General features: G+C 64.0%; 14 protein-coding genes. 5 read left to right on the top strand and 9 right to left on the bottom strand.

Annotation, left to right across the window (positions count from 1 at the left end; genetic code table 11):
* Positions 1–94 precede the first annotated feature (94 nt).
* The 3 genes from OXT71_07805 to OXT71_07795 all read left to right on the top strand — a co-directional run bounded on the left by OXT71_07805 (position 95) and on the right by OXT71_07795 (position 4,734).
* Positions 95–1,606 carry an SDR family oxidoreductase gene (locus OXT71_07805; GenBank protein ID MDE2926285.1) on the top strand — a complete coding sequence of 504 codons (1,512 nt, stop codon included), beginning with the start codon at positions 95–97 and terminating at the stop codon, positions 1,604–1,606.
* Positions 1,607–1,792: 186 nt separating this feature from the next.
* Positions 1,793–3,571: a discoidin domain-containing protein gene (locus OXT71_07800; GenBank protein MDE2926284.1), complete on the top strand. Its 1,779-nt coding sequence runs from the start codon at positions 1,793–1,795 to the stop codon at positions 3,569–3,571.
* Between the two features lie 32 nt (positions 3,572–3,603).
* A complete protein-coding gene (locus OXT71_07795) occupies positions 3,604–4,734 on the top strand; it encodes a mannonate dehydratase (protein ID MDE2926283.1) in 1,131 nt (376 codons plus the stop codon).
* A 25-nt stretch (positions 4,735–4,759) separates the two neighbouring features.
* On the opposite strand, the gene OXT71_07790 is transcribed toward OXT71_07795, so the two are convergent.
* Complete coding sequence (locus OXT71_07790) at positions 4,760–5,944, bottom strand: sialidase family protein (protein MDE2926282.1); 1,185 nt, start codon at positions 5,942–5,944, stop codon at positions 4,760–4,762.
* A 220-nt stretch (positions 5,945–6,164) separates the two neighbouring features.
* The gene (locus OXT71_07785; protein ID MDE2926281.1) at positions 6,165–6,824 is read right to left on the bottom strand and encodes a lectin; all 660 of its coding nucleotides are present in this window, start codon (positions 6,822–6,824) and stop codon (positions 6,165–6,167) included.
* Between the two features lie 365 nt (positions 6,825–7,189).
* Between OXT71_07785 and OXT71_07780 the strand changes: the two genes are divergently transcribed.
* The gene (locus tag OXT71_07780) at positions 7,190–8,347 is read left to right on the top strand and encodes a sialidase family protein (GenBank protein ID MDE2926280.1); all 1,158 of its coding nucleotides are present in this window, start codon (positions 7,190–7,192) and stop codon (positions 8,345–8,347) included.
* Between the two features lie 99 nt (positions 8,348–8,446).
* Here the strand turns inward: OXT71_07780 and OXT71_07775 are convergent, their stop codons facing one another.
* Complete coding sequence (locus OXT71_07775; GenBank protein ID MDE2926279.1) at positions 8,447–9,328, bottom strand: acetamidase/formamidase family protein; 882 nt, start codon at positions 9,326–9,328, stop codon at positions 8,447–8,449.
* Positions 9,329–9,470: 142 nt separating this feature from the next.
* On the opposite strand from OXT71_07775, the gene OXT71_07770 reads away from it, so the two are divergent.
* Positions 9,471–10,208 carry an aldolase/citrate lyase family protein gene (locus tag OXT71_07770; protein MDE2926278.1) on the top strand — a complete coding sequence of 246 codons (738 nt, stop codon included), beginning with the start codon at positions 9,471–9,473 and terminating at the stop codon, positions 10,206–10,208.
* Between the two features lie 81 nt (positions 10,209–10,289).
* Here the strand turns inward: OXT71_07770 and OXT71_07765 are convergent, their stop codons facing one another.
* The 6 genes from OXT71_07765 to OXT71_07740 form a co-directional block, all read right to left on the bottom strand.
* Positions 10,290–11,615, bottom strand: coding sequence for an alginate export family protein (locus OXT71_07765; GenBank protein ID MDE2926277.1), 1,326 nt, complete (start codon positions 11,613–11,615; stop codon positions 10,290–10,292).
* A 368-nt stretch (positions 11,616–11,983) separates the two neighbouring features.
* Positions 11,984–13,711, bottom strand: a complete 1,728-nt coding sequence (locus OXT71_07760) for a hydantoinase B/oxoprolinase family protein (protein ID MDE2926276.1) — start codon at positions 13,709–13,711, stop codon at positions 11,984–11,986.
* Complete coding sequence (locus tag OXT71_07755) at positions 13,701–14,573, bottom strand: transglutaminase family protein (GenBank protein MDE2926275.1); 873 nt, start codon at positions 14,571–14,573, stop codon at positions 13,701–13,703. The genes OXT71_07760 and OXT71_07755 overlap by 11 nt, the downstream gene beginning before the upstream one ends.
* A 4-nt stretch (positions 14,574–14,577) precedes the next feature.
* Positions 14,578–15,567 (bottom strand): alpha-E domain-containing protein, encoded by a 990-nt coding sequence (locus tag OXT71_07750; GenBank protein MDE2926274.1) that lies wholly within the window; start codon positions 15,565–15,567, stop codon positions 14,578–14,580.
* 30 nt (positions 15,568–15,597) lie between these two features.
* Positions 15,598–16,989 carry an ammonium transporter gene (locus tag OXT71_07745; protein ID MDE2926273.1) on the bottom strand — a complete coding sequence of 464 codons (1,392 nt, stop codon included), beginning with the start codon at positions 16,987–16,989 and terminating at the stop codon, positions 15,598–15,600.
* An 80-nt stretch (positions 16,990–17,069) separates the two neighbouring features.
* Positions 17,070–18,503 carry a circularly permuted type 2 ATP-grasp protein gene (locus OXT71_07740; protein ID MDE2926272.1) on the bottom strand — a complete coding sequence of 478 codons (1,434 nt, stop codon included), beginning with the start codon at positions 18,501–18,503 and terminating at the stop codon, positions 17,070–17,072.
* Positions 18,504–18,513: the final 10 nt, after the last annotated feature.

Here is an 18,513-nt window from a genome sequence, read left to right as displayed (position 1 = left end):
TCTCCGGAAGATCGGCGCTTGGCAAGGCGCCACTGCGCCGCCGTTCCTCCGCTGCTCCTCCGCCGCCGCTCCGGAAATTTCGGACAATGGATACATGAAGCCGAGAATATCGGCAGTGTCCGGCGACCGGGAAAAAATTCTGCTGACCGGGTCCACCGGGTACATCGGCGGCCGTTTGCTCCGCCGGCTCGAAGCCGATGCCTGCGCGGTTCGGTGCCTGGTCCGGCGGCCGGAGATCCTCAGGCCACAGGCCGAGGACACCACCGAGGTGGTGCAAGGGGACCTGCTCAAGCCGGAGACGCTGCCGGAGGCGATGCGCGGGATCTCCACGGCGGTCTACCTGGTGCACTCCATGGCGTCGGCCGGAGACTACGCCGACCAGGATCGAAGGGCCGCGAAGGCGTTCTCTTCCGCAGCCCGGCAGGCGGGCGTCGGGCGCATCGTCTACCTGGGGGGACTGGGGAGCGGCGCAAAACTGTCGGGCCATCTTCGGAGCCGGCAGGAGGTGGGCCGGATTCTCCGCGGCTCCGGGATTCCCACCATCGAATTCAGGTCCTCCATCATCATCGGGTCGGGAAGCCTTTCCTTCGAGATGATCCGGTCCCTGGTGGAGAAGCTGCCCGTCATGCTGACTCCCCGCTGGGTTCACACGATGTCGCAGCCCATCGCCGTGGAAGACGTCATCGAATACCTGATCGCCGGGTTGGAGACTCCTCTTGAAGGGAGCCGGATCATCGAGATTGGAGGGTCCGAACGAGCGTCCTATGCCGACATCATGGAAGAATACGCCCGCCAGCGGGGGCTGCGCCGAAGGATGATCTCCGTTCCCGTCCTCTCTCCCCGGCTGTCCGGCTTGTGGCTGGGGCTGATCACTCCCATCTACGCCAGGGTGGGCCGCAAGCTCGTGGAGAGCCTCCGCAACGAAACCGTCGTCGACGGCGCGCGAGCCCTCGAGACGTTCGGCATCCGTCCTCGCGGGCTGGTCCAGGCGATCCAGCGGGCGCTCGCCAATGAAGACCGTGAGTTCGCGGAGACACGCTGGTCCGACGCCATCTCTTCCCTGGGCGGCGTCACGACCCGGGCCGGAGCCCGGTACGGGACCCGGATCGTCGACTCTCGAGTTCGCTACGTCCCGGTTCCGGCCCCACAGGCCTTCCTGCCGATCCGGCGAATCGGAGGAGAGTCGGGATGGTACGGGTCGGACTGGCTCTGGAGAATTCGGGGTGCGCTGGACCTGCTGGCCGGCGGTCCCGGCATGCGGCGTGGACGAAAGAATCCAGAACAGCCGGCGGTTGGCGAGACCATCGATTTCTGGCGAGTGGAGGCGTACGAAGAGGACCGGCTGCTCCGGCTCGTCGCCGAGATGCGCCTTCCGGGCCGCGCTTGGCTCCAATTCGAGGTGGAACCCGACGGATCGGGGTCCCGGGTCCGGCAGACCGCCGAATTCGACCCCCGGGGATTTCTGGGCCTCGCCTACTGGTACGCCCTCTACCCGTTGCATCACTTTATTTTCGAGCGGTTGCTCCGGGGAATCGCCTTCCTGGCGGTTCGAGCGACTTGGGAGACGGCGGAAGCCGAGGACGGAAGGAAAGGCACCGTAGAATGAATCGTCCTGCCTGACGCTCACCCGAGGGACGCTCCGCCGGTCGCGTGTTAGAATCCGCGCGAAAGGGGGCAGGACATGTTGACGCGACGACGTGAGTGCCCGCCGCCAGAGTCCAGGTTCCGAGCGTCACGAGCCACTTCACATTATTTTCGCCCGACCCGGTTCTTCCCGAATCGCACCAGGGTCATGGGCGGGCTCGTGGCGGGAGCCTGTTTCTGGTTCATGGCCTGCACGGAAGCGCCGGATCGTCCCGGCCCGGGCAATGCGCCCACGGTGACGACGGGATCGGGTAGCGCCCTGGGGACCCGGGCGTTGACCGTCAACGGTTCCATCCATCCTCACGGGGAACCCACCACCTACTACTTCGAGTACGGCCCATCGAAGGACTACGGGTTCCGGACGGCCGAACGGCCCCTCCCGCCCCGTTTGGCCGCCTACTACCACGAGAGCTGGGAGGAGGGCATGGGGGGCTGGGACACCTGGCTGAACCAGTCCCTGTTCGCCTCCGGCGGGCCGTCGGGAGGATACGTGAGGCTGGCCGAGCCCAGCCGGAACGACCACAACCACGACGACGGTATCGGCACGCTGCACCTGACCAAATACCTGTGGTGCGGCCGCTGCCTCGACCCCGACCGGGATCCCGGCCCCTGCCTCGCCGCCGGGGACCCGGACCTGAGGGACGCCAGGGTTACGGTCTGGGTGCGGGGAAACGACTGGAAACCCAACGGCTCGGAGTTGCTCTGGTGGAGCCAGGCTTACGTCAACGTGGAGATGGTGGACGATCCCGGCTGGAGGGCGTCCAACTGGGCCTACACAGGGTTTCTGTTGACCGATTTCCTGATGGACGGCGAGTGGCACAGGGTGGACTACCGCCTCTGGAATGATACTTCGTACTGGAGCTACGGAGGAAACAATCCTACCCGGCAAGGGGGCGTCGCCCGGCGCTACGACTACGGCTCCATCGACCAGGTCCAGGGGCACCTCAACGACGACTTCTTCCACCTGGCGGCTTTCATCGACGTGGAGAACCCGCCCTCGGGGTCCATCGATTTCGACGAATTCCAATTGGTCTACCGCAACGAGTCGCTGCTCTTCCCCGACAACGGAGGCCGGCTGGTCTCCTGGCCCCAGGACTCGCCGGACGATCCGGCGACGCTCACCGACGGCTGGCGCCACGGCTCCGGCCGCATGTGGAAGAGCTCTCCCGACCCGCAAGCACCCCAGGAGTTCGTTTACACCTTTGAACGGCCCGTGACCATCGACGCGGTCCAACTCCACCAGAACCCCGAATGGCCCGGCAAGGAGGTGGAGATCCTGGCCTCGGAGGACGGAGAAACCTATACAACGATTTTCAAGCGGACCCTGCCCCGCAAAGGGGAACCGAATGCCAATTTCGCCTTCACCCTGGACCAGGGCCTGGCAACCCGGGCCGGTCACCTGAAGGTGCGCCTCCTTTCGGGATATGAGGACCGTCACCGGGGTCTGGGCGAGATCGAGGTCTTCGGCTCGGGGGCCGTCATGAGGACCGACGACGATCTCTACAACGTCAACACGGACATCGGACGCCTGACGCCGGGGACCACCTATCACTACCGGCTGGTGGCAACGAACGCAGCAGGCACGACCCATGGCGAGGACCGCACCTACACCCTGCCGGCCGGCCATCGTCCCCTGGTGAGGACCGGCGCGGCAAGCCGGGTCCGGGCACGGTCGGTCAAGGTGGAAGGCAGGCTCAATCCCATGGGCGTGCGGACCCGTTTCCATTTCCAGTATGGGACCGATACCGGTTACGGCCGGGAATCCTCCGCCGGCTATGCCGGGTTGCAGGTCACCCCCAGGTTGGTCTTTTCCGACCTCACGGATCTGGCGCCCGGGACCACCTACCACTATCGCCTGGTGGGCGAAAACGAGCAGGGCGTCAGCTACGGAACCGACGCCACCTTCACCACCGCGCCGGCGAGATGACGCGCCGCACGAACAACGCCAGGAGGACCTTCATGAACGGACCCCTCGATTCCACCCGGAGAACCTTCCTGGGCCAGGCCGGGCTGGCGGCCACGCTCGGCGCCTGCTCACAGCCCGCCCCGGCAAGGGAAACAACCCCATCGAACCGGCCTCGAATCCGCATCGGCACCCGCGTCAACGCCAATTGGTTGAAGAGCGAGGACGACGTCGACCTTCGTTTCCTGAAGCAGATCGGCGTCGACTACGTGGACATCGTCCTGAGCATGGTCGAGGGCTACAACGGGACCGGCAGCTTTACCCGGGACGCTTTCCGGCGGCTGACCGACCGGCTCCGGAGAGTCGGACTTCGCATCGAACGGGCCAACTCCCTGGGCCCCCACTACCTGGACGCCCACCTGGGGCGGCCCGGCGGCCAGAAACAAATCGACAACCTGAAGCGGATCGGAGAGATCCTGGCCGAGTTCGAGATTCCGGTTTACGGCATCCAGGCCTGCCAGGCCGCCCTGCACCTGGACTACCGGCGGACCGGCTGGACTCGCCCGCGCGGCCGGGGAGGCTACGAGTACTATTCCTTCGACCTGGAGAAGTCCAAGGCGGCGCCCGCTCCCAAGTATCGCGTCAGCTCGCAGCAACTCTGGGACGGCCTGCTGAACATTTACCGACAGGTCATCCCCGTCGTCGACGGGAGCCGCACCCGGGTCGCCATGCACGGCAACGACCCCCCGCTTTACGAATACCTGGGAAATCCTCAGATTCTGTGCCGGTTCAAGGACTTCGACCGCCTGTTCTCGGAAGTCCCCAGTCCCAACAACGGGATCACCTTCTGCGTCGGCACCCGTTACGAATCCGGCGAGGACGTGCTCGAGGGCATCCGGCATTTCGGGAGCCAGGGAAAGCTGTTTCACGTCCATTTCCGGAACGTTCGCGGGACCCTTCCGGCGAACGGCGGATACTCCGAGGTCGCCGTGGACGAAGGCGACATGGAAATGGAGAAGGTGCTGAGCGCCCTGGCGGAGGTGGGTTACGACGGGGTCATCGACTACGACCACGCCATGGGAATCACCGGAGACGAGCCTCTGCCGAAGCAGTACGTCGCCTTCGCCGTCGGTTACATGAGGGGCCTGCTGCACAGCATTCCGGGACAACGGCGAGCCCGCTCCTGACCCGGAGGCGGTCTCATGCTCTGCCTCAGACCTCCTCCAGGATGGAGGCCGCCAGGTAGACGTGCCTCCCCTCTTCCCGCTGCCGGTTGAAGTAATAGGTCAGGAGGACCCGCCCGTCCTGCATCAGGGCGCCTTGGGGATAACCCAGATCGCGCATGAATCCGTCATCCCGCACCACCAGTTCCTCGGCCTCGTCGATATGCCTGCACTCCGGGTCCAGCAGGCGCGCCCGGACGCCGAAGGGCTCTTGGCGGTATCCGTAGGCCAGGAGGATCCGTCCGCTGGGCAGCGCCGTGGCCCAATAGGGATAACCCCAGAGCCGATGGCGCACCGGCGCGCTCCAGGTCCTCCCGCCGTCGTCGGAGGACGCCGTCACCAGACGGCCGGCCGGATTCACGTCCCCGCCCCAATTCTCACGCTGGCGCTCGGTGGCGCCGGCGTGAATCCGGATGAAAGCCACCAACCTGCCCGAGGCCGTCTCCTGGACGAAGGTCTCGTTGTAGGCGACGGCGCCGTCGACCAGGCCGCCGGAAGGCAACTGCAACGGGTCCGAGGGTCCCGCGATTTCTCCAACGAACGACCAGCTCTTGCCCATGTCCGGCGATTCCATCAGGGCCGCACGCCATGGATTGGGATAGGAATACACGGGAAGAACGAGCCGTCCACTGTGGAGCTGGATCACGGGACTCCTGAGGTTCGCGGGTGAAGGAGCCCCCGGCAGCAGGGAGGGAACGCCGTCGATGGGAGAGACCCAGTAGCGGGGACTCCAGGTTCGACCTCGATCCAGGGATCGCCTCACGCTGACGCCCGAGATCACGGCGTAGTTTCCCAGTTCCTCGGCGCTGTAGGACAGGCGATAGCGTCCGGCGCCGCCTGGAACCCTTTCCTGGGGCAAGGCTCGAACCCGCTCATAGGAGGCCCTGGTGACGGTCTCCATGACCGCGGTGCAGTAGAGGACCGAACCGTCCGCGAGCAGGGTCAGATTGACGTTGTGGACGCCCCCGTAGTCGACGGGGACGGGGGTTCCCCAGGTTTGTCCGCCGTCACGGGAACTGACGACGAAATTCTCCGTTTCGATGTGAGTGTGCTTGCGGGCGGCGGCGGGATGCCGGCGGAAAGCCAGAAGGATCTCGCCGTCCGGAAAGATGACCGGAGAGGGTCCCGGACCATAGTAATAGCGGGGATCCTTCCGAATATCGAAATCCCGCACCTTCTCCAGTCGGCCGGAGCCGGTTGGAGCACTTCCCAGCGCAGTCTGGGGAAACGCAGAGCCCGGTGCCCAAACGAGGGCGGCGGCCAGCCGCCACGTGTCTCTGAAGAAAGTTCGCCTGTTCCCTAATGACGACTCCGGCGCCGGCTGGCTTGCCGAGGGCCTCGCAGGGGTGGAACGGCTCGAAAGCTCGATCGATTGACCCGACGGGACGGAGGCTTCAATCGGTAGCGAAGCAGTAGTACAGCGCATCGCCTCCGGTACCCTGCAGGTTCTCCTGGCTGCAGCCCCGGGAACCGTGTGCCGAGTTCCAGGAGGAGGGATTCTGGCCCCCGCCGGTGCGGTCGTGATGGCCGACCTGGGCGCTTCCTTCGCCGTGGCTGGTCCAGTTCCCGCAGGTGGTGTCCTTGCCGGCCGGGAAGGCCGTGCCGTCCAACTGGGAACCGGTCAGGATATCGTGCCGGTTGGGACTGTCCCCACGTCCGTTGACCATCAACCCCAACTCGTTCAGTTGCGTTTCCTTGGTGAGGTTGTTGTTGTCCGAGTGCAGATCGTCGACGTCCCGGGCGACCTGGACGCCCTTGGCGTTGTGCCAGGGCCCGCTGCCGATCCGGTCCCGGGCGTTGACGGCCGCCTCGCCATCCGACGCCGTCGCGCTCAGGTACGCACGCCAGGTCTTGTCGCCGACGCCGACGGCCCGTGCCAGCATCCGGCAGCGCTGGTCGGCTCCGGCAAGTCCGCCCAGATCGGCACCGTTCCCGGCACCGGAGCTGACGATGAAGAAACTCATCTTGGGATCCGCATTCTGACCCGATACCGGGAACGAGGCGAGAGCGCCCACCAGGAATGCGGCAAGGAACAGGGGGCCTGTCTTGTTCATCACTGTTCTCCTGCGATTGGGGACCGGAAGCGTTGGGGAATGGTACCACTTTGCCGTTCGCACCGGCGCCCACGATCACGATCCGGTCAACACCGGAGAGGACTCCTGAGATCTTCTTCGGGAGCGTTTCCGTGGACAGGCCATGCCAGGAGTCGTCACGGCATTCAGCCGGCTCTGTAATCCGGTGGACTCGGTTGCTCCTCGGTCATAAAGTGTCGCGCAGGTCTACTCGTCACGCCTTGTCCGGCCGGCGTACTTAGCCCCGCCTCAGTTCTACATGGGACTTTTTCCCCAGATTGTTGAAGTGAGGTGACTAGAGAGGATAATGTCCCTCGCAACGTTTCCGAACCAGAGGAGGAAAGACGATGACGAATCGGCGAGTGGATCTGGTTGCAGTCCTGGTATTGGCCCTTGGATGGATGTTCGCTCCCCTGCCCCGGCATCTGCTGGCGCAGGATTCCGGACAGTACCATCCCATCGACGGCGCGGTGATCTACGATCACGACCCGTCCACCAAGGTGGGCGATGACATCTTCGGCAACGTCATCGCGGATTTCGAGAACGATGCGCCCGGGCGATGCTCCCACGGGGGACCGGTCTGCATGGAATACCCCAACGGCGACATCGTTGCCTTCTACGCCAACACCAGCGACCACAACCTGGACGGTTGGAGCGAGTACGCCGTGAGCCGGAACCGCGGCAAGACCTGGGACCGGTACAACAAGCTCCCGTACTCCTTCGAGGCCTACGCCCGAGATCAGAAGCATCCGGTCTGGGTCGAGGAGGGGTTGGTCACGGAGCAAGGCACCATTGTCCTGTTTCTGACCCAATTCCGGGTCCGCTCCGAAGAAACCCGGATCAAGCTGGGGCTGATCCGAAGCTACGACAACGGGGGCACGTGGTCCGATTACGAAACCCTGGACGGCAAATTCGTCGGCTATCCCTGCTCCACGGCGGTGGTGGGAGAGACCAACTACGTCATGGTCGACAGCCATGGGGGTCCCCACGTCCTCTACGTCAGCCAGAACGATGGGCGCACATGGAGCAGGAGAAGCGCCATGTCGTTGGACGATGAGGCATGGTACGGAACCATGACCATCATGGAGGACGGCCGGATGCTGGCTGGGGCCTATAAGTCAGCCGACGAGGATCACTTCTACTACTGCATCAGCAAGGACCAGGGGCATACCTGGAGTCCCCAGAAGAAAGCCTTCCTGGACAAGATGATTCGCGATCCCGAGCTCGCCTACCTCGGCGGCAAGTACTATCTGCACGGCAGATCGGGACACTACAGCGAGGGGAGCCGCCGCTATGTCCTCTACCAGTCGGACGACGGCGTCAATTGGGGGGAAGGGATCATCGTCAGCGGCGACGAGGGGCATCCCGACGGTTACGGGCAGAACTGCGTCATCAACACCTACGACGATTCGGTCCCGGACGAGCTGATGGTGATCTACAGCATCATCTACAGGGGACGCGACACCAACGAATACGTATTCTTCATCCGGCCGGACGAAAACTGACGGCGAGCCGGGTCCCCCCTCCCGGTGTAGGAGCGGCAGCGGCAGGCGGGAAGGCGCCGCTGTTGCCGGCGGCTCTTCAAGACGCGCGAAAAATGCGGGTCAGGCCAGGTACTCCTTGGCGATCTTGGCCGCCACCGTCCCGATGGCGTAGTAGCCGACCGAGATCCGGCCCACGTGGGTCAGCAGATCGTAGGCTTTCCAGCGGTTCCAGCCATATTCCTCCTCCATCCAGAGGATGAGCCAGGCGTAGGCCTGAGCCGTGGCCCGTTCCATGGGACAGCCGGTGGCCACGGTCATGATCTCTTCCGCCGACTCGATCCGGGGTCCGGGAATGGTCTTTCCGCGGATCAGGTCCACGGTGATGATCGTCTCCGAAGGCATTTCGAGCCCGCTGGCCGAAAGCTCGCCGTGGCCCATGGCGGCGTGGGCGTCTCCCAGATAGAGGTAGGCGCCCGGAACGTAGACCGGGAGATAGACGGTGCTGCCGGGACCGGTCTCGATGATGTCCATGTTGCCCCCGTGGGGTCCTGCGGGACCCGTGGTGGGCACTCCCATGTCCGGAGCCGTCCCGATGCAACCCAGCATGGGCCGATACGGAATCGTGATCTCGTCGCTCCAATAGATCTTTCCGTCCCGGATGGGGCAGACGTGGGTGCCGTGGGGACAGTCCGTGCCAATCCACTCGGCAAGCTGCTTGGGATCGCTGGTCCGGGTGGCGCATTGGCCGATACTGGGGCGAATCTCGTGGATATGGACGGCCAGCGCATCTCCGGGTCGCGCCCCGTTCACGTAGATGGGACCGGTCTGCGGGTTGCCGAAAGGCATCGCCTTCCGGTCGCGGCGATCCTCGTTGGTCCGCACCTGCCCCGAGAAGGCGTCTTCAGCCTCGACCAGCACCTTCTCTCCAGGCTCGATCCTCAGACGCACTTCATTGTGCCGGCTGTATTCGTAGTAGAGAGGACCCTGGGAAAGTCTGTGCATGGCTCACCTCACACTCCTGTGATGGAATCGATCGCCGAGAGTCTATCAGCCCGAATCCGTGCCCGCCGGGACGTTCGCCGGACTTCGACGCGGTGTATAATCTGCCCTCTGATTCACCAACCATCCCGACAGGAGAATGACCATGACCTCCATCAGCGCCCGCGCGGCAGCTCTGAAAAAACGCATCCACGCAGGCGAAATCATTATCGGCGCGTACGCTCCACCCACGGCCGGGGACGAGATGCTCCGTCCCATCGCCGAGACCGGCTCCTACGATTTCCTGTGGGTCGACAGCCAGCATGACGCCTACAACGAGTCGAATCTGATCCGGGTTTGCGCCGTCGCGGCCGAACTGGACATGCCGGTGCAGTTCCGAATCAAGCACACACGGCATACCTACCTGATCGGTAACGTCCTGGACCTGGGTCCGGCCGGCATCGAGGTGCCGCAGGTCGAGACCGTGGAGACTGTTCGCGAAGCCGTGGACAACTTCTATTACGCCCCGGACGGTGTCCGCAGTTGGGGCGGCGTTCACCGGCTGAACTTCAATCCCGAGGACGATCACCGGGAGTACCGGCGCTGGTGGGGAGAGACCGGTGTCCTCTGGATGCAGCTCGAGTCGGTGGCGGCCGTGACTGCCTCCCGGCAATTGGCTCAACCGGGCGTGGATTGCCTCTCCTTCGGGCCCATGGACCTGACCTTCAGCCTGGAGAGCCACCCCCACCACCCGTTCAAGAGCGTCGACGACTGTGTCCGGCACACCTGCGAGCAGCTTCGCGGAACCGGCACCAAGGTCCTCTTCCGCAACTACACGCCCGAAACCCGCCAGAAATACCTGGACATGGGGGTCACCGTCCTTCTGGAGAGGGCTCAGGTATAGGAGCCGGAGGCCGCCCGGTCCGGAGCTTCATGTCCGGACGGGTGTCCCGGCGAAGACCAGGGCCGCCGGTCCATTCCGCCGTCAGAACCTGTACGACGCGACCAGGTAGGTGAAGGTGTTCCCGTCCCCTGGCGTATTGGCCTTGAGAAAGGGACCGGGGAACAGGTAGCCGATGCCGCCGCCCAGGTTCACGGCCTTGGACACCGGCATCGTGAACATGGCGTCCAGCTCGTTTCCGACCTTCAGGTCGGTGGCCCCGCCGGCCGGCGGCGCAACGGACAATCCCCCCGAAACGTTGTAGAGGGCGTCATTGCCCGTGGCCAGCCAGAAGGAATGGAAGTCGACAGTCAGTCCAAACTTCGGATGGGGCTTGAACTCGGCTCCGAGCCGGATGTCCTTCAGATTGCGCCAGCCCACCAGGTCGTTGTAGCCATAGTGGAAGTGGGCGGTGGGATACAGGTTGTCAAAGGCGCCCGCCCGGCCGTCGCTGGCGTCCTCGTCACCCGAGCCGAAGTTGTAGTGAACATAGAGCCTGGGGCTCGATTCGGCGGCGATGGAATAGCCCAACTCCACGTAATAGCCCCAGGCGTCGATCACCGCGCCAGCCATGTCGCCCCACTGCCGGACCATAGCCAGGTTGTAGTCCCAGGGCCCCAGCCCCTTCGCCCAAGCTCTCAAGCCCATGGTGTAGCGGTTGAGCTTGCCTCTCTGGTTCAACTCGTCGACGACGGAAGCAGCCGACCGCAACAGGAGGTAGGGCTCCAGGGTGGAGCCGGGGATCACGTTTTCGATGGCGCCGTACACGCCATGCAGGTTGTTCCCTTCCATGGAGCGGTTGATTCGAACCGCAGGGTCGTTCTGCACCACTTGCGCTGAGAAGACGTCGACCCGGGCCCCGTCTCCGCGGAATTGGAGCTTCACGGCGTCAAAGGCCCGGGAGGTGTTGGTCCAGTTCAACGCGCCGACGAGGCGCTGATCTCCATAGGCCAGGACCTGGCGGCCCACAGTCAACGTGACCGGTGAGTTCTCGCTCCCGACCTGGGCGTATGCCTGCCGCAAGTCGAACCCGTCGCGGAAGACTCCGATGTTCGGCAACCCTTCACGGATGCCCGGTGCACTGGCGTCCTGTCCCTGAAACCCGAACTTCAGCCAGGAGGCCGGTGTGAGCCCCAGGTCCAGACGGGTCCGGATCAGACCGTATCCGTCGTCGTTCCCCTTCCGGTAACCCAGGCTACGGCGACCTTCGAAGCGGCCGCGGAACTCGCCGGAGAGAGAAACCCAACTGGGAAGCTCGTTCCCCACGCTGCGTTCAGTCGCGGCCGGAGCCCTCTTCTCATCTTTTTCCTGGTCGTCGCCGCTAGCGGGAGCAGCCGTCAACGACAGCGTCCAGAGGACGCCGGCCAACACGATCCGATTGAGGAAAAAGGAAGAATTGGAAGTGTTCCGCAGACCGGGGACAGCCGTGTCTCCGTCTGTGTCATCTCCGCGACACGACTGCGAGCCGGATCGGCATGCGCCCGGGGGTACGCCACGCTGCGACCGCGGTGTTTCCGTCAGCGCACCAGAAAGTCGGAGAATTCCATCATCGCGAATCTTCATGCGTACTCGTGCGCCCTTCAGCATTTGGCACCCGCGCAGTGAAAAACCACCGGACCTGCGCCCGGTTTAGGACCGCCGTGTAACAATACCGGAACCGGTCCTTCTATTCCTCCCCCTTCAGCGACATACACCCGGTTGGACAAGTCCCTCCACCCACCGGATCGACTTCTCCTGTTTCACTCCATTCGGCGCTGCGGTTTTCGACCCGGAGCCCTCTCGCCGATCCGGCAATCCTCCGAATCCAAGCTGACGGCGTAGTCTTCCCGGGCCGACCGGAGCGAAACCTTCTGGTTCTTCACGTCCCGCCTTACGGACTCGGGAGACCGCTCCAACGGGTCTCCCCACCCGCCGCCCCCAGGTTGCCGATGATAAAGAACTTCACCCGCTCTCATCGTCGTCGAGATCATGACGGGCAGCACCTCTCGGCTGCCGTCCTTTCTGTGCAGGACGTTTATCGAGCCTTTTCCCGGTTTCCCGGAAACCAAGCCGTAGGGCAAATGATCGCGGCGGTCGGAGCGTATGGCGAGATGGGTTTCGCCCTCCAGCAGTTCCCATTCCCGTTCCACGGCCAACCCTCCCCTGTATTTTCCCGGTCCTCCGGTATCGCCCACCAGGCCATACCGCCGAATCCGCACCGGGTATTCGGCTTCCGCCTGCTCCACCGGGATGTTGCTGGCCACGACGATGGGATTGCAGAGACCATCGTTGCCATCCATCCCCGGCCGGCCTCCCCAGGTGCCGGTGAGCGACTCGTAGTAGATATAGGCAGACCGGTCCTGGTGCCGGCCACCGAAAACGACCAGGGTGTTTCCACCCTCTCCGGCGGCCGGGATGCGATCGGGAAGCAGACCGGCCATGGCTCCGAAGATGGTGTCGACCATGCGAAATCCGGTGACGCCCCGCATTGAGGAGGCTCCCGGCATCACGACGTCCGCAACGGTTCCAGGTTCGGTGATGACATTCAGAGGACGGAACATCCCCGCCGTGTTGGGCACATCCCCGCTCATGGCGCAGCGCACGCACACGGCCACTGCCCCGCAGGTGAAGGAGCGAGTCGAATTGAGCGCTCCCCGGACCTGAGGATCGGTCCCTCTGAAATCAGCGGTGAAGGTGTCGTCCTCTATGGTGGCGGTGACCTGGAAACGAACCCGGGGCCCGCCGACACCGTCGCTGTCCATGTAGTCCACGAAGGTGCTGGTTCCGTCGGGCCACGACGCGATCTCGGCGCGCATGAGTTCTTCCGTGTAGTCGATGAGATCGTCGCCACAGGCCGAAAGAGTCTCGGCTCCATAGCGAGCGATGAGTCGCTCCACCGCCTGCTCCCCGATATTGCAGGCGGCGACCTGTGCCCGGATGTCCCCCACGGTTTTCTCAGGCACCCGGACGTTGGTGCGCAGCAGGGCGAAGATCGCTTCGTCCGGATCCCCCCGGTGATGGAGCTTGAGCCATGGGATGCGCAGCCCCTCCTGGAATATCTCCGTGTTGTCGCAGGCCGAGCTCCCCGGCAGTCTCCCCCCCAGGTCCAGATGGTGGGCCGTCGTCACGGCGAAACTGACGATTTCACCTTCCCAGAAAACCGGTTTCACCACGTAGATGTCGGGAATGTGCATTCCCCCGCCGAAGGGATCGTTCATGATGAAAACATCCCCCGGCTCCATCTTCCGGCCGTACTTCTCCAGCAGGGTCTCCATGGCGTGCGGCACCGAACCCAGGTGCAGCGGTATGGTGACGCCCTGGGCGATCATCTCCCCGCGCGCGTTGCACAGGGAGGTGGAGTAATCCAGGCAGTCCCTTACGATGGTGGAGTACGCGGTGCGGTAGAGGGCCAGCGCCATCTCGTCCGCACCCGAGGAGAGCGCATTCTGAACGATTTCACGAGTGATGGGGTCGACCTTAGAACGCATCTTTCTGGATGACCTGTACATCCACCTCGAGATTGGTCTCTCCGCCTCCCTGGCGGACACCTTGGGTCGGCGAGACGTCCTTATAGTCGCGGCCCACGGCGATTCGCACGTGCCGTTGGTCGACCAGACTCACGTTGGTGGGGTCGAAGCCGATCCAACCCAGTTCCGGCAGCCGGCATTCAACCCAGGCATGGGTGGCATTTCCGACAGCCTGCTCGCCGGGCTGGCCGGTTTCGCTCAGGTACCCGGAGACGTACCGCGAGGGAATGCCCCAGGACCGGGCGACGGTGATCATGACGTGGGCGTAGTCCTGACAGACCCCGCGGCCCGATTGAAGGATGTCGTCGATGGGAGATGCCGCCGACGTACTGCCCGGAACGTAGCTGAAGCTGCGGTGAAGCTGGCGGGAGAGGCGAAGCAGCCCCTCGAGAGGATCGTCCGCGCGCTCGATACCGGTCCTGGACACAAACTCGTCCAGCAGCGCTGACGGGCGCGCCAGAGCGCTGGGGCGAGTGAAGTCCCAATAGTCCGCAGATTTGCCCCAGGAGAGGATCTCCCGCCAGGCCTGGGTGCCGAGACTCCCGGGAAGAGGATCCGGAACCGCCGGTTCGACCGTCGACCGTGCGGAAATTTCCAGGCCATCGTGCTCGCGGTGCAGATAGAGAACGTGACGGACGTTTCCGAAGCAGTCCGTTTCACTGGTCAGGGAAGCCGGTGGACTGGTTTCGATCCTGAAATCCCGGAGTCGCTGGCCGCCGTCGCTACGCGGTTTCAGACAGAGCAACATGACGCACTCCCGGGCCGGGAATGCGTACCGGTACCGGGAAACGTGCTCGATCTCATATCGGACCGTCCCGGTCATGGGATCAGCGAAGAGGAGAGTCCTCGATGGGGTAGTCGACATAGGCGGACATGACAAAACCATGGAGTTCCCGGCAGTGCTCCCCGATCCACTGGAGGAGACTCTCGTGGTCCTCCCGGTCCGGCCAGGCGTAGTGGATCAGAGCTCGCAAGCGCCCGGCCAGACGCCGGGCCGGCGCCCCCGAGTGAGCGCTGGGGCCGGGGCCGATGGCGTCCAGCTCCGCGACCGCCGCATCGAGGGACCGAAAGAGGGAGCCGGGCAGTTGCGGATCGGTCACGAGCAAGTCCAGGACCTGATCCGGTTTGACGTCGACGCTGTGTTTTCGGTTGTAGGCATCGAACGCCTGGCAGAAACGCAGGAGGCTGGTCCAGTCCTCGCCCAAGGAGGGGTCGATCCGCCGTCCGGCTTCAATTTGAGCCAGAAACAACGAGGCCGAGGATTGGACCCGCTCGATGGCTCGCCCCAACCGCCAGAAACGCCAGCCTTCGTCCCGATACATGGTCACTTCGGCGACACCGGTGAAGGTGTCGATGTCATGCGCCGTGGCGACGTAGAAATCCTCCGGCGAGACCTCCCAGATCTTCTCGATGGTCATCTCCTGGAGCCTCAAATAGGACAGGTTCAGGCAACTCCACATTTCGCCGCTGATCCGGTTGCGCATCTGGCGGGCGTTCTCGCGGCCCATGGAGAAGCAGCTGTATATCGAATCGGAATTCGACCTCTCAAAGGTGAGATCGTCGGCCAAGGTGTAGGAATCTGCCAGCGTAAACGAGTCGACCAGCGGGTCTTCTTCGTCGCCCCAAAGAAGCTCCAGGCTGCCCCCGGGCGGATTCCGGTTCAGACTGATGTAAATGCGGCTCCAGCCAAAGTGGATTTCCCGAGTCGGGCGATCCACCAACGCCTCGACCTGCAAACGCATCAGGCGGCAGAGATGCTCCGCCCTCTCGAGATACCGGCCCATCCAGTACAGGCCTTGGGCGCTACGTGAAAGCAACTTGGACCCCCAGTCGATGAGAACCGGCCGTTATTCCTCGTCCAGTTCTTCCGGCATGAGCACGAACTCGGGATAGGCTTCCATGCCCAACTCGCCCACGTCCTGTCCCAGCCGTTCCACTTGCTCCGACACCCGCACGCTCATCGTCATCGCCAGCACCTTCCACAGAATCAGGGACGTCGTGAACACGAACGCTCCCACCGCCAGGATGCCCAACAACTGCACCCCGAGGTTGCCGCCCGCCGCGATACAGACCGCGATCGTGCCCCAGATCCCCGCAAACAGGTGCGCCGGCACCGCCCCCACCACGTCGTCGATCTTCGCCCGCTCCAGGAACTTGATCCCCGCCGTGCACAGGATCGCCCCGATCGCCCCGATGACGATCGACCAGTGGTGCGAGACGATGTCCGGTCCCGCCGTGATCGCCACCAGTCCCGCGATCGCCCCGTTCAACGTCGCGAACAGGTCGTTGCGCCCCAGGATCGGCCGCGACACGATCAGCGCCGTCACCACCCCGGCCGCCGCCGCCAGGTTCGTGTTCACCAACACGTGGCTCATGGCCAGCGCGTCCGCCGCGCTCCCCAGCGCCAACTGCGACCCGCCGTTGAATCCGAACCACCCGAACCACAGAATGAACACCCCCAGCGTCACCACGATCACGTTCGACGGCGGCGTCGGCTTCGCCGTCCCGTCCTTGCGGAACTTGCCCAGACGCGGCCCCACGATCAGGATCCCCGCCAAGGCCGCCCAGCCCCCCGTGCCGTGCACGATCGTCGATCCCGCGAAGTCCTGGAAGCCCATCTCCCCCAGCCAGCCGCCGCCCCACGTCCAGGCGCCCACCACCGGGTAGATCACCGCCGTCAGCACCGCCACGAACACGAAAAACGACCACATCTTCACCCGCTCGGCCAGCGCTCCCGAGACGATCGACGCCGCCGTCGCCACGAACACCATCTGGAAAAACCAGTCCGACATGGTCGAGTACTTGCTGTCGGCGCCCGTCACCGCCGCCGCCGCTCCGTCCTCGCCCGCCACCAGCGCCAGATCCTGCGCCGACGGACCGTACAGCAGCTTGAACGACCCGATCACGCTCCCCACGTCCGCGTACATCAGGTTGTAGCCGATCACGTAGTAGGCCAACCCCGCGATCGAGTACAGACCGATGTTCTTCATGCAGATCATGGAGGCGTTCTTGGTCCGCACCGATCCGGACTCCAGCATTGTGAACCCGGCGCACATCCACATCACCATGGCGCCCCAGATCATGAACGAGAAGGTGTTGAACACGTACAGCACCTCGTCGTCCACCGCCGCCTGCGCCGCCGTCGTCCCGCACAGCAGGCAGATCGCCACCAACAGCAATTTCCCCACCGCTCCCCGCACCAGCCGCTTGTGCAACGGCATCTTCGTTCCCTCTTTCATTGCTCCCTCCCCAAATGCAGTCGAGTCATTCCGCCAGGATCCGTCGCCGGGCGCCGCGTGGAACTCGCGCCCCCATCAACTCAATCTTCCAAAACCCACAGGTCCTTGCCGCCTCCACCCTGACTCGAGTTCACCACCAGGCTGCCCCGGCGCAACGCCACGCGGCAGAACGCTCCGGGGACGATGCGGATCCGGCGGCCATTGAGAACAAACGGGCGAAGATCGACGTGGCGCGGCTCTGTCCGTCCGTCGATCACACAAGGCGCACGCGAGAGTGAAAGGACAGGCTGAGATATGAAATCGGCCGGGTTGGCTCGCACCTGCTTGGCGTAGGCATCGCGTTCTTCCGCAGTCGAGTGCGGTCCCACCAGCATGCCGTATCCTCCGGACTCTCCCACCCGCTTCACGACGAGGTCCTCCAGGTTGTCGAGGGTATATTCCAGCTCCTCGGGCCGACGGCATAGCCAAGTCTTCACGTTCTTCAGCAGCGGCTCTTCTCCCAAGTAGTACCGGATCATATCCGGGACGAATGCGTAGACGCTCTTGTCATCGGCGACGCCGGTGCCGGGAGCGTTCACCAGGGCCACGTTGCCCTGCTTGAAGGCATGAATCAATCCGGGGACGCCGAGCAGCGAGTCGGGACGAAAGACCAGGGGATCGAGAAAATCGTCGTCCACGCGCCGGTAGATCACGTCGACGCGCTTCAGGCCCACCGTCGTGCGCATGTAGACGAAACCGTCATTGACCAACAGGTCCCGGCCTTCCACCAGCTCCGCGCCGATCTCGTTGGCCAGAAAAATGTGCTCGTAGAAGGCGGAATTGTAGACACCGGGTGTCAGCAACACGATGCAGGGTCCGGACCGGTCCCTGGGCGCCAGCTCCCGCAGGGTCTGGAGCAGGACCCTTCCATAGTGCTCGACTTCCCTGACCCGGGAGTTTCGATAAAGGAGGCGGAAATTGGCTTTCACCGCCTTTCGGTTGGCGATCATGTAGGAAACTCCCGAGGGGACCCTCAGGTTGTCCTCCAACACGTAGAAACCGTCGTTGGTACGCACCAGATCGGTGCCGCAAACGCCCACCCAGACGCCATGGGGCACCGAAACTCCCCGCATTTCATTGCGGTACTGGGGACAGCCCTTCACCACGTCCACCGGGATCACGCCATCCGCGATGATGCTTGCCTGGTTGTAGATGTCGCCCAGAAACAGGTTCAGCGCCCGGAGGCGCTGCTTCAGGCCGGTGACGAGCCAGCGCCATTCCTCGGCGGACAGGATTCGGGGAACGCAGTCGATGGGAATGATGCGCTCCTCGGCTTCCTCGTCGCCGTAGACGGTAAAGGTGATCCCTTCGTTGGAGAACGAACGCGTGACCCGTTCCTGAATGCTGCCGACGTCCTCGACCGACAGACGGCTCAGGGTTTCATGCAGCGACTGGAAATGTTCGCGAGGAGTGCCGTCCCCCTGGAACATCTCGTCGTAGTACCGGGCATCGAGATCGTAGGAGCGAAAATCCATACGTTGACTC

The organism is Acidobacteriota bacterium (assembly GCA_028874215.1).
Taxonomy (GTDB): Bacteria; Acidobacteriota; UBA6911; order RPQK01; family JAJDTT01; genus JAJDTT01.
This window is presented reverse-complemented; position numbering and strand designations above follow the sequence as displayed.